The 12469-nt window shown below is 59.1% G+C and carries 12 protein-coding genes; 10 read left to right on the top strand and 2 right to left on the bottom strand.

Annotated elements, in window-relative coordinates:
• Positions 1 to 54: 54 nt before the first annotated feature.
• On the bottom strand, positions 55 to 1125 hold the full coding sequence (locus tag FY152_16550) for an LLM class flavin-dependent oxidoreductase (GenBank protein UXS33780.1): 1071 nt from the start codon (positions 1123 to 1125) through the stop codon (positions 55 to 57).
• A gap of 398 nt (positions 1126 to 1523) precedes the next feature.
• Here FY152_16550 and FY152_16545 point away from each other — a divergent pair, with 398 nt between their 5' ends.
• From FY152_16545 to FY152_16515, 7 genes are all read left to right on the top strand, one after another.
• Positions 1524 to 2141, top strand: a complete 618-nt coding sequence (locus tag FY152_16545; protein UXS33779.1) for a serine hydrolase family protein — start codon at positions 1524 to 1526, stop codon at positions 2139 to 2141.
• Between the two features lie 230 nt (positions 2142 to 2371).
• Positions 2372 to 3301, top strand: a complete 930-nt coding sequence (locus FY152_16540) for a sulfurtransferase (GenBank protein ID UXS33778.1) — start codon at positions 2372 to 2374, stop codon at positions 3299 to 3301.
• A gap of 78 nt (positions 3302 to 3379) precedes the next feature.
• Positions 3380 to 4561, top strand: a complete 1182-nt coding sequence (locus tag FY152_16535) for a YeeE/YedE family protein (protein UXS33777.1) — start codon at positions 3380 to 3382, stop codon at positions 4559 to 4561.
• 210 nt (positions 4562 to 4771) lie between these two features.
• Entirely contained in the window at positions 4772 to 4969 is a 198-nt protein-coding gene (locus tag FY152_16530) for a hypothetical protein (GenBank protein UXS33776.1), read from the top strand.
• 169 nt (positions 4970 to 5138) lie between these two features.
• Positions 5139 to 6308, top strand: coding sequence for an FMNH2-dependent alkanesulfonate monooxygenase (gene ssuD, locus FY152_16525; GenBank protein UXS33775.1), 1170 nt, complete (start codon positions 5139 to 5141; stop codon positions 6306 to 6308).
• A 202-nt stretch (positions 6309 to 6510) separates the two neighbouring features.
• Positions 6511 to 7056, top strand: a complete 546-nt coding sequence (locus tag FY152_16520; protein UXS33774.1) for a flavin reductase — start codon at positions 6511 to 6513, stop codon at positions 7054 to 7056.
• 51 nt (positions 7057 to 7107) lie between these two features.
• Entirely contained in the window at positions 7108 to 8052 is a 945-nt protein-coding gene (locus FY152_16515; protein ID UXS33773.1) for an acyl-CoA dehydrogenase, read from the top strand.
• Positions 8053 to 8059: 7 nt separating this feature from the next.
• On the opposite strand, the gene FY152_16510 is transcribed toward FY152_16515, so the two are convergent.
• Positions 8060 to 8509: an Rrf2 family transcriptional regulator gene (locus FY152_16510; GenBank protein ID UXS33772.1), complete on the bottom strand. Its 450-nt coding sequence runs from the start codon at positions 8507 to 8509 to the stop codon at positions 8060 to 8062.
• A gap of 308 nt (positions 8510 to 8817) precedes the next feature.
• Between FY152_16510 and FY152_16505 the strand changes: the two genes are divergently transcribed.
• The 3 genes from FY152_16505 (at position 8818) to FY152_16495 (ending at position 12455) form a co-directional block, all read left to right on the top strand.
• Entirely contained in the window at positions 8818 to 9819 is a 1002-nt protein-coding gene (locus tag FY152_16505) for an LLM class flavin-dependent oxidoreductase (protein UXS35086.1), read from the top strand.
• A 23-nt stretch (positions 9820 to 9842) separates the two neighbouring features.
• Positions 9843 to 11183: an LLM class flavin-dependent oxidoreductase gene (locus FY152_16500; GenBank protein ID UXS33771.1), complete on the top strand. Its 1341-nt coding sequence runs from the start codon at positions 9843 to 9845 to the stop codon at positions 11181 to 11183.
• 84 nt (positions 11184 to 11267) lie between these two features.
• Positions 11268 to 12455 (top strand): amidohydrolase, encoded by a 1188-nt coding sequence (locus FY152_16495; protein UXS33770.1) that lies wholly within the window; start codon positions 11268 to 11270, stop codon positions 12453 to 12455.
• The last annotated feature ends 14 nt before the right edge of the window (positions 12456 to 12469 follow it).

Genomic DNA, 12469 nt, shown 5'->3' with positions numbered 1-12469 from the left:
CGGCGACCATATGGGCGGCTTTGTTGCAGGCCGCCCATGACCAAGCCGCGCGCATCAGTTCTGGAGCAGCGGCAAAAGCTTGTCGCCCTGCCGTTCAATCTCCTGAAGATAGGGTGTGTCGGAAAGCACGAAATGGGTAATGCCAAGCGCACGGTATTTGCGTAGCGATGCGGCAACATCTTCCGCTGAACCCACCAGCCATGTCGTTGCGGCACCGCCGCCACCGAATTTGCCGGGCGCGGTGTAAAGATTGTCGTCCAGCACATCGCTCTGCCTGTGCAAGTCCAGCAACCGGCGCTGGCCGACGGCCACGCCCTGAAGATGGTCATTCCAGCGTACGCCGTTGTTTGCTGCCATTTCGGCAACCTTCGCCTCCGCATCGCGCCACGCCTCGGCTGTCGTTTCGCGCACCAGCGTGGTGATCCGCAGGCCGAACTGCAGCGGCGGCAGGTCGCGGCCGAGCGTCTCGCTGAAATGTTTGAGCCGCTCGATCCGTTCGCCCACGCCGGCAAGTGGTTCGCCCCAGAAGAGCTGCACATCGGCCTCGGTTGCCGCGACCTGCTCGGCGGCCTCGGAAGCGCCGCCGAAATACAGCTTCGGATGCGGCCGGCCGGCGCGCTCTTTGATGCGCGGTGACACGGTGGAGTTCCTGACCCTGAAGTGGTCACCCTCGAATGTCACGTCTTCCTCGGTCCAGAGCCGTCGCACCAGCCGCATGAACTCTTTGGTGCGCGCATAACGCTGCGCCTGATCGCCTTCTTCATCGCCATAGGCTGCAAGCTCGTCCCGACCCGAGACGACATTGATCCGCACCCGGCCACCCGAAAGCTGGTCGAGCGTGGCGGCGGCGGATGCGAGATTTGCCGGCTTCCAGTATCCGGGGCGAATGGCGATCAGCGGCTCGAATGTGGTGGTACGCGCCGCAAGCGCTGCCGCCACCGTGAACGTATCTGGCCGGCCCCAGCCGGTGCCAAGCAATGCGCCTTTCCAGCCATGATTCTCCAGCGCCGTCGCGTGGCTGGTCAATGTATCGAGGCTGTTATGGTTTTCGCTGACGGCATCGCCGCGATGGCCGGGTTTGACATCATTGGGGATGTACCAGAGAAATTCGCTCGTGCTGCTCACATTATCCGCCTGTATTTCGTTTTATGTCGCGGTGAAATGACGATGCCGGGCTTCGGGCCTTTGCCATTTCAGGTTCGGCAGGCGAGAGCCTCCGATCGCGTGAGAATGGCAAACCGACGCCCGGTGGGCCAAGCAGCGGCGTTTCTTTTGGGGTGAGGCAGAGGAAAAGCTTTCCGCGTCCAAGCTTTAATATGCATATATTTTCCATAGAAAATATTTGAGGAAATGATTCCCGTTAAGTGGCGTTGAACCGGCAACAGAGAAAGCATTTTCTTTTCACGAGACAATGTCTGGTTCGATTTTTCCTAACGCCGGAAAAGCTGAGCAAGGCAATAGTCGACTAAAATGGGGAAAGTCACCATTCTTGGCGCACACCGCCCGCAAACAACGGAGTAGGCATGTGTACCACCTTGATTGTCCCTGGTCTCAATGGTTCGGACGAGGGACATTGGCAGAGACATTGGCTGCTGGATGATCCTGAGGCGCGGCTGGTCGATCAGGAGAATTGGGAGTGCCCGGTTCTTGCAGATTGGCTCGGTCGCCTCGAAGCGGCGCTCGCCACAACCGAAAGCGCCTATATTGTCGCTCACAGTCTCGGTTGCCTGCTGGTCGCGAACATGGCGTCGCGACCCATAGCCAGCAGGATCAAGGGTGCGCTTCTGGTGGCACCCGCCCATCTCGACCGGGTGGAGGCAATGCATCCCTGCATCGTCCGCTTCGGCGCATTTCCTCAAGCGCCGCTCGCCTTTCCGAGCCTTGTCGTGGGCAGCATGAACGACCCCTATATGAGCCCGGAAGAGCTGGCCAGCACCGCTGCCGACTGGGGAAGCGATCTCGTCAACCTCGGCGCCGTTGGACACATCAATATTGCTGCCGGTTTCGGCCGGTGGCCTGAGGGCTATGCTCTTTTCGAACGCCTGAAAACGGCGTCCGACATCTCGACAACAAGATCGAGGAAGCGCGGATTGCCTGCCCTGCACGGTGCGCTGCTGCAGGGAGATGCCGGAGCTCTATAGTTTTTCCATTCGCCATGCATGCGCTTCAGGCGTCGGCTCCATTCGCTCCTAACTACAACCTTTGGGAGTTTTTAATTCAAAATTTCCGTAAAAAATTTTGAATCTCACCTTTTGATTGTTTTTGAGTGACTGCATTTATTTTCTACAGAAAATATGAAAAAGCGTTTCTTCGCTCCATCGGGTTTTGTTGTCACCTTTCATCGGTCATCAAATCAGGAAGGGGTAAGGAAATGTCCAGGATCAAGCTTGCAATGTCGGCACTCGGCGGATTGTTGTTGTCGACGGTATCGTTGGCCACGGCCGGGGCTTCGGACGCGCTGGTTACGGCGGACTGGCTGAAGGAAAATCTCGATAATCCGAAGGTGCGGGTCTTTGAGGTAAGCGTCGACACCGGCGTCTACGAGCGCGGGCATATTCCCGGTGCGGTGAACCTCAACTGGCACACGGATCTCGTCGACAGGGAGCGGCGCGATATCGCCGCGCGGGAAAATTTCCAGTCCCTGTTGCAGAAGGCCGGTGTGGGTGACGATACCACCATTGTTCTTTATGGCGACAACAACAACTGGTTTGCCGCCTGGGGCGCGTGGATTTTCGAGACTTATGGCCTGGGCGACCGGGTGAAGCTTCTCGATGGTGGCCGCAAACTCTGGGAAGCCCAGGGCCTGCCTTTGGACACATCCGCGCCGGCAACGGCTGAAACGAAGCTGAAGCTGGGCGAACCGGACACATCGGTCCGGGCGCGGTTCATCGATGTGGTGGCGGTGGCCGAGGGCAAGCACAATATCAAGCTGGTGGATATTCGCTCGGCGGATGAATATTCGGGCAAGATTTTCGCCCCCGATGGCGTCAAGGAGCTGTCCGTCCGCGCTGGCCATATTCCCGGTGCTGTCAATGTTCCATGGGGTACCATCGTCAACAAGGACGGAACCTTCAAATCGGCAGACGAGATCAAGGCGATTTACGCCGAAAAGGGTATCGACGGTTCGGCGCCCGTTATCACCTATTGCCGTATCGGCGAACGCTCCAGCCACACCTGGTTCGCGCTGAAGAAGATACTTGGCTACGACGTCCGCAACTATGACGGCTCCTGGACCGAATACGGAAATGCGGTCGGCGTTCCGATCAGCAATCCCACCGGCACGGTGTGGACAGGGAAATAAGCCGAAGACGCTTCACCTTCAGGCCGGTGCGCTGACAAAGCGCGCCGGCATTTGTTCTTCCGACACCTCCGGTATTTCATGCGTTCGATCATACTCCGCCTCGCGGCACTTGCCATTTTGTCCGCACTGGCCGTCGCGGCCTATCGGCTCGGGGCGTTTGAAAATGGCAGGCAGCTTGCGTTCTCGCTTCTGGCCGGTGCCGCTTTCGGCATTGTGATGCAGCGCGGGCGCTTCTGCTTTCTCTGCAATTTTCGCGATTTCATCGACAACAAGCGCTCGGACGGTGTTGTTTCAATCCTTGTCGCGCTTCTGGCCGGCGTGGTGTTCTACCAGATCGTCACCATGGCCTGGATGCCGGTTCCGCAACCCGGACGCCTGCCGCCAAATGCACATATTGGTCCGGTTGGCTGGATTTTGGCAGCTGCGTCGACTGTCTTTGGCGTGGGCGCGGCACTGTCCGGTTCCTGTCTGTCTGGACATTTTTACCGGCTGGGCGAGGGGGCTTTCGGGTCGGTGCTTGTCATAGTCGGCGCCGGCTTCGGTTTTCTGCTGGCATTTCTCAGCTGGAATTTCCTCTACACGCTGAGCATTTTCGACGATCTTCCCGTCTGGTTACCGCACCATCTGGGATATGGCCCGGCGCTGCTGATCGCCTGTGTTCTGTTGGCTGTCCTGATCTTCATCGTTCTTTTTTTCGATAAGACACCTCCCGCTCCTTCAGCCACGATCCCGGCAAGCCGGCTGCATCAGGCGCTTCGAAGCGTTTTCGTCGAACGCTGGCCACCCGTCGTAACCGGGGTGCTTGTCGCGGCCATCAGCGCCTTTTCCTATTTCCGCGTGGCACCTCTTGGCGTGACGGCCGAACTTGGCAGTCTTGTCAGAACGGCCGGGGCTTCGGCAGGCTGGGTGCCGGAAACGCTTGCAGGTCTTGATACGGTCAGGGGATGCATCAGCGCCGTCAAAACGACGATCCTGTCGCCAAACGGTGTCTTCGTCGGCGGATTGATTATTGCGAGTTTTGCATCCGCCCTTTCTGCCGGAAAATTCCAGCCATCCTGGCCTTCAGCCGGTGGTTTGGCGACACGTTTTGCCGGTGGCGTATTGATGGGATGGGGTGGCATGACAGCACTTGGCTGCACCATCGGTGTCCTGTTGTCGGGCATCCATGCGGGTGCGCTGTCGGGCTGGGTGTTCCTGTTTTTTTGCGGTTTCGGCGCCTTTGCCGGGCTCCTTTTCAAGCGCCGTTTTGCCTGGCCGTAACGGTCATTCTTCGAAATTTGCAGCCAGCGTGCCGGATGCCGGCGCGATCACCCTCTTTCTGATGGTTAGGAACGGAATTTTTCCCGCCGCCACAGCCTTAGTCCACATTTGTCGGCGATCCGCCAATTATAGAATAGTAATTTTATGGAAAATATTGACCATTTTCGGCGCTCGCCGGAGGATAGAGGGGGCTGACCAAAGGAGGCGCACATGCCGCAGGGATTTCATGCGTTTACTTTTAATCTGTTTGGTTTGACGTGGCGGCGACCGCGCCAGGATGAACAGGGCAACCTTCATCCGCTAGATCATTCCGGACGCTTCCGGCAGGAAAAAAGTGATCTCGAACTCGAACGGGAAGAGATCTGCGAAATGAATTTCGCGATGCTCGGCGTCTATCCGGTCCTGTGACATCAGGGAAGATTGTTCGCCTTCCAATCGAACCGCCCTGTTTCCGTGGAGATAAACTCTCCTCTCCGTCGAGAAATTGGAACAAAATTTCTTAAACGCGCCGGGGAATTGGCTACCCTTTTATAATCAAGCCGCATTGCCCGATGGGCGGATTGCAAAGGACCTGTCGATGAGCAAAGCTGAAAAACCACTCGATTTCCTGTGGTTCATACCGACCTCAGGCGATGGCAGTTATCTGGGATCCGACGATCTGTCACGTCCGGCAGATCCCGGCTATTTTCGCGAGATAGCGCAGGCTGCGGATCGTCTGGGTTACTCCGGCGTGCTTATTCCGACCGGCGTCGCCTGCGAAGAATCCTTCATCCTTGCTGCCAATCTCGCAGCCTATACCGAGAGGCTGAAATTCCTCGTCGCCATCCGTCCGGGCGTCGCCTCGCCGGCTTATTATGCGCGCTTGGCCTCCACGCTCGACCGTGTTTCCCATGGGCGGCTGCTTCTCAACATCGTGGTTGGCGGCAGCGCGCAGGAACTGGCCGGTGACGGCATCTTCCTGCCGCATGACGAGCGTTACGATCACGCCGACGAATTCTTCCAGGTCTTCAATTCGCTGATCGAAACCGGCAAGGGGGATCTCGACGGCAAATACATCAAGGCGCAGGGCGCGAAGCTAGGCCTGCCGCCGGTGCAGGAACCGCGTCCGCCGCTTTACTTCGGCGGCTCTTCCGATGCCGGTATCGATTTCTCGGCGGGTATCACCGACAAATATCTGACCTGGGGCGAGCCGCCCGCACAGGTGGCGGAAAAAATCGCCAAGGTTCGCGCCGCCGCTGCGAAAAAGGGGCGGGAGGTAACCTTCGGCATTCGCCTGCATTTCATCGTGCGCGAAACCGACGAGGAAGCCTGGGCCGATGCCGAAAAGCTGATTTCAAAGCTTTCCGACGAAACAATCGCTTCGGCGCAGGAGGCCTTTTCCAAGGCGTCGGATTCCGTTGGGCAGGCCAGAATGCAGGCGCTGCACAATGGCCGTCGTGACAGGCTGGAAGTCTCCCCAAATTTGTGGGCGGGCATCGGTCTCGTCCGTTCGGGTGCGGGCACGGCGTTGGTCGGTTCGCCGAAGACCGTCGCGGCACGGCTGCGGGAATATCAGGCTCTGGGCATCGATACCGTCATCGCCTCGGGCTATCCGCATCTGGAGGAAGCCTATCGCATATCCGAACTGCTGTTCCCGGAAATCGGGCTTGATGGTCCGCGCAACCAGATCCGCTCCTCCTTCGGTTCGAAACAGGTTTTCGGTGGTGGTGGCCACGGCGGCAACGTCAAGCTGGTGTCCGGGTCCTGATCAATCACGGGACGGCGGTTTCTGCCGTCTTTCCTTTGCGGTTTCCGGCAACACCCACGCGGCGGGATGCCCGAAGGCAAAGGGAAAGGCTACATAAAACATTATTTCTATAGAATATTACGATTATGGAAAACGATGTCTATTTCACACCCCGCCGCCGCTGTTAGCTATTGAACAAATCAGCTGTTTTCAGGAGCCACCGATGACATTGCAATATGCGGCCAAGGATCAACAATTCATCAATCTCCGCGATCCCGTTTCCGGCAAGGCGCCGGATGCCGACAGCCTGAAGGCGGCGCTCAGAACGCTGGGCGGCGGCGTCAGCGTCATCACGGCAGGCGAGGGTGATGCGCGCACAGGCGCCACGGTGACATCCGCCACCGCCCTGTCGGTCGATCCGCCGAGAATTCTGGTTGCGCTCAACCGCTCCTCGTCCACATGGCCCGTGGTGGAGCGTTTCGGTCATTTCGCGGTGAATATTATCGGCCCGAACCATCAGTTCGTCGCCAATCAGTTTGCGGGCATCGGCGGCCTGAAAGGGGAAGAGCGTTATCGCGGCGCGGAATGGACCCGTCTGGCGAGTGGCGCGCCCATTCTCGAGGATGCCGTTGCCGCAATCGACTGCACCATCGAGGAGGCAATCGAGCGGCACAGCCACGTCATCGTCATCGGCAAGGTCGAGGCAATCCGCCTCGGCTCTGGGCACTCGCTGGTCTATCAAAACGGCAGGTATCATTCGCTGGACTGAGCGCCGTCCTTTCCGGCGCTTTCACGCGGTCATTCTTTGAGGGAGTTGAGCATGGGATCCGTCACGCCACTCGGCGAAAGAATTCGTTTCGTGCCCCCGCGTCTCGGCGCGGATGGCGATGTCCTGACCGTCGCCCGTATGATCGCTGAAAAATGCGCCGTGGAAAGTCCAGGGCAAATCCATGCGCGGATCGCCCGTTCCGGTCTCCTCGCCCTCTCCGTTCCGAATGAGTTGGGTGGGGCGGATATAACCAATGACGTTCTTTCGCAGGCGCTTTCGATTATTTCGGCGGCCGATGCGGCAGCGGCGCATGATCTCGTCGAACATTTCACCGCGCTTGAATTCATCCGGAATGCGGGAAGCGAAGAGCAGCGCAAGGCTCTTTTTGCCCGCCTCGATCTTGGTGAGACATTTGCGCTTGCATCGTCCGACGCCGGTGTGGATCAGGCAGTGCTGGTGACTGGTGATGACTATGCCTTGCGGCTTCCTGATGATGCCATGCGATCGGTCACTGCCGATGCGGACTGGATCGTCGTTCCGGCCGTCAATGCAGCCGGGCAGACGCTGCTCGTCGTTTTGCGCAATCGGCCCAATACATCATGGGACGGCCTGCTGCGCGCCGATCAGGTGGCGTTCCTTGCCCAGGGGGCTGGAAATCTGGCCGCCTCCGTTTCCACTCTCTTGAAGGCGGCCGTGGCACTGGGTGAAAAGCAGCGCGAGCTTTCCGCACTCCTGATCGACAGGCTGGCCGACGAAGGCGAAACACGGCCAGTCATTGGCGAAGTCTTTCTCGCCATTGAACTGCTGAAAGCGCAAATCTCTCGGCTGGCGGCCAATATCGATGCGGCGCAGGTGGGTGCGGAAAATGTCACCTTTCGCTCGGTCAGGAACAATGCCATCACGCTGGAAATCCTGATGGCGCGCCTCGGCCTTATCGATGGCGTAAGCGAATCCGGGCTGATTGCGTCTTTGGGGGACGATCTGCGCCGGCAATAGGCAGCGCCTATTCGCCCGCAGGAATGGACCGCGCGTCCTGGCCGTCCTTGGCGACGAATTGTGCGAGCGTCATATTGTCCAGGATTGTTGCGATGGCGTCGCGCACGTCCGTCATCGAAACCCTGACCTGACAGGTCTCGGGATCGTCACAGTCGTCGCAGGCTTCAAATGCGGTGCGGCTGGCACAGCGAATGGGGGCCAGCGGCCCATCGAGCGTGCGGATGACCTGGCCGATCATGATTTCCGATGGCATTTTCGAGAGCGAATAGCCGCCATTCGGTCCCTTCTTGGAGCGCAGGATGCCGCTGTTGCGCAGCTCGAGAAGGATCGTATCCAGAAATTTTTTCGGAATATTGTTACGGGTCGCAATCTCGGTCACGAAGGCGGTCTCGCCCTGGGGCAACCGCGCCAGATCGACAAGAGCCTTCAACCCATATTTGCCTTTTTTGGTCAGCATTGCATGATCCGAAAAGAGAGCCGGCATAGTCTGGAATGCCGGATCATGTTGTTCTCAACTTACTAAGTAGTTTTTACCGAATTCCGGCGCAAGCCCGTTTCGTCCGGGCTCGGTACCGGAAACGCCTCTTTGCCTGCCTTTTTGCGCCAGTGTATTGATGGTTGTGGATTGCTTTGCCAAAGACAACTGCTGAAAACATCGCGGGAAATAATATTTTCTCTGATCGCATCGCAACGTGGAACGAACGTCCTTTATTAGCATATAAAATCAGTAGACAAAGTATGCATCAAAAGACGTGCGAGGTGATGATGTATACGCTCAGTTTGCTGGACAAGAGCCCGGTTCCGACGGGTGAGAACGCGGCAAGCGCGTTCCGCGACACGATCAATCTCGCCAGACGCGCCGAAGAACTGGGTTACCGCCGTTTCTGGGTCGCCGAACATCACAATTCGCCGGAGCTTGCCGGTTCGGCGCCTGAGGCGCTGGTTGCGTGGATTCTGGCGAAGACCTCCCGTATCCGCGTCGGCTCGGGAGGCGTGATGCTGCAGCATTACAGCCCATACAAGGTCGCTGAAGTTTTCAACGTGCTGTCTTCTCTGGCGCCCGGCCGGGTCGATCTCGGTATCGGCAAGACGCCGGGCGGACTGCCGCTTGCGACGTCCGCCTTGCAGCAAGCCTATGACCCCGCCCGCAAGCCGGATTTCGAAACGGCACTCAGTGAACTCACCACGTTCCTCTCGGGCGCTGCACCGCAGGGTCATACGCAGGCCGGGTTGCAGGCGACACCGGTGCCGCCGGTTGCGGTGGACAGATTTCTGCTCGGCGCCAGCCCTGAAAGCGCAAGGCTTGCGGCGTCCAGAGGATGGAATTTTGTCTTTGCCGGTCATCTCAATGGTGATCCGGAGGTTCTTCGCAGCAGCCTCTCGGCTTTCCGCGAGGAAAGCGGCGGGAAAGCGCCGATCCTTGCCCTCTCGGTCTTTACCGCCAGCGATCCGGACCATGCGGCAAAACAGGTTGAGGGGCAGCGCATCTACCGTGTGTTCCTCAGTGACGGCAAGGCGTTCAATCTTGGCCGCCGTGAGCAGGCCGAAGAATTTGCCCGCCAGTCCGGCGATACCGATTATCGCATCGAGGAGCGCAAGCCCAACGTCCTGCATGGCGGGCCGGAGGATATTCACAAGGCGCTGCGCGCGCTTTCCGATGAGCACGGTATCGAGGAATTCATCATTGAACCGCCGCATGTCGGAGCCGATCAGCGGCTTGCCTCGATCGAATTGCTGGCCACACACCGCCTTTCCAGGGCGGCGTGAACTTGTCCTCAGGAGGAAATGACATGACGAAAAAGACAGTCCGTTTCGGCATCATGCTCCAGGGCCCGGGCGGGCATATGAACGCCTGGCGGCACCCGAAAAGCCCGGTCAATGCCAGCGTCAACTTCGATTTTTTCAGGAAAACAGCGCTGAAGGCGGAAGCAGCCGGTATTGCCTTCGCCTTCGTGGCCGACGGGCTTTATATCAATGACAAGTCCATCCCGCATTTCCTCAATCGGTTCGAGCCTTTGACCGTCCTTTCGGCGCTGGCTTCCGTCACGTCGAAGATCGGCCTCGCTGGCACGGTTTCAACCTCCTACAGCGACCCTTTCACCATCGCGCGCCAGTTTGCCTCGCTCGATCTTCTGAGCGGCGGCAGGGCCGGCTGGAATGCCGTGACGACGCCGCTCGAAGGCACGGCGAAAAACTACAGCCGCAACCATCCCGAACATGCCCTGCGCTACGAGATCGCCGATGAATATCTGGAGGTGATCAAGGGGCTGTGGGACAGCTGGGACGACGATGCCTTCGTGCGCAACCGTGATACGGGGCAATTTTTCGACCGGCAAAAACTCCACACGCTCGGCCACAAGGGCCGTTTCTTCCAGGTGGAAGGCCCGCTGAACATCCAGCGTTCGCCGCAGGGCCAACCGGTGGTATTCCAGGCCGGTTCTTCCGATGCCGGTATCGGCCTTGCGGGCAAACATGCCGATGCCGTCTTCACCAATTCCGCCTCGCTCGAGGAAAACCAGACATTCCTGAAACGTGTGAAGCAGAGCGCTGTCGCGCAGGGCCGGTCCGCTTCCGACGTGAAGATTTTCCCCGGCATCGGACCCATTGTCGGTGAAACGCAGGAGGAAGCGGAAGCGAAATACGACATCATCCGCAACCTCATCACCATCGAGGATGCGCTTGCCTATCTCGGCCGCTTCTTCGACCATCACGATTTCAGCGTCTATCCGCTGGATGAGCCTTTCCCCGAACTCGGAGATATCGGCAAGAACAGCTTCCGTTCGACGACCGACCGCATCAAGCGCCGTGCGAAGGAAAAGAACCAGACGCTGCGCGAGGCGGCACTGGAAGCCGCAACCCCGCGTGAAGGCTTCATCGGAACCCCGGACAAGGTGGCGGACGAGATCATCCGCTGGGTGGAGCACGATGCGGCCGATGGTTTCATTCTGGGCTTCCCGGTCATTGCCGAAGGGCTGGACGATTTCATCCGCCTCGTCATTCCGGTGCTTCAGCGTCGTGGTTATTTCGAACCGCATCTGGAAGGCGCAACGCTGCGTGAGCACCTAGGCCTGCCTTTCAAGGAAAGCATCTATTCCCGCGCCGAAAGCGGCCCCGACAAGGCTATCGCATGAGGTAGGGCCGGGCGGCAGCTGTTGTCGCCCGAAGAAAATTTAAACGTGCTGTGCGGGTGAAGCGCGGCGCAGGAGACCAGAACCATGAATATCCGCATTGACGGCGCGCGTCCCCAGGACGACGCCGAACGGGGAATCCTTGCCTTTATCGAGGAGAGCATCGCCATCCGGCATGATCTCCACCGGCATCCGGAGCTTTCGCTGGGGGAAAAACGCACGGCGGCGCTTGTTGCCCGGTATCTCCTGTCTTTCGGATATGAGGTGACGGAGTGCGTTGGCGGCCATGGCGTCGTCGCCACCCTGAAACGCGGTCACGGTGACAAACGTCTGGGCATTCGCGCCGATATCGACGCCCTGCCCATCGTCGAGGAGACCGGCCTTGCCTATGCCAGCCAGACGCAGGGTGTGATGCATGCCTGCGGTCATGACGGCCACACGACGATCCTGCTCGCCGCCGCCCGTTACCTTGCCGAAACATCGAGTTTTTCCGGTACGCTGACGCTGATTTTCCAGCCCGCCGAGGAAATCGGTGCAGGCGCGAGGGCGATGATAAAGGACCGGCTGTTCGAGCGGTTTCCCGTCGATGCTGTGTTCGGGTTGCACAATTGGCCGGGTGTCGAAACCGGACAATTCGGCTTCGTCGAAGGGCCCGCCATGGCCTCCGTGGACAAGGCAAAGGTGCGCATCATCGGCAAGGGCGGGCACGGGGCGGCGCCGCATGAAACGGTCGATCCGGTCCTCGCCTCGGCAAGTTTTGTCACTGCCTTGCAGAGCATCGTCTCGCGCAATGTCGATCCGCGTGAAATGGCAGTACTGACGGTGGGCTCCATTCATGGCGGCACGGCCTCCAATGTCATTCCCGAGAGTGTGGAACTCCAGATCACCGCCCGGGCCTTTTCGCCGGCCGTTCGCGACCGGCTGGAGGAGCGGCTTCCCGCCCTTGCGAAAGCGCAGGCCGAAAGTTTCGGCGCAACCGCCGATGTCGCCTATTCCCGTGGCTTCCCGCCCGTCATCAACCATGTCAGGCAGACGGTTTTCGCCCGCGATGTCGCCAAGCGGCATTTCCCCGCCGAACAGGTTGCCGAAGGCTTTCAGCCGCGAACGGCGAGCGAAGATTTCGCCTTTATGCTGCTTGAGCGGCCAGGTTCCTATCTCTTCGTCGGCAATGGCGAAAGCGCGCCGCTGCACAGCCCCCACTACGATTTCAACGATGCCATCATCGCGCCTGCGGCGCGCTTCTGGGTGCGTCTGGCGGAAGCGTATCTCTCCTGATGCAACGAATTTAG

The organism is Agrobacterium tumefaciens (assembly GCA_025560025.1).
GTDB lineage: Bacteria > Pseudomonadota > Alphaproteobacteria > Rhizobiales > Rhizobiaceae > Agrobacterium.
Note: the sequence above shows the minus strand (reverse complement) of the source record. Positions and strands in the feature narration are given on the sequence as shown.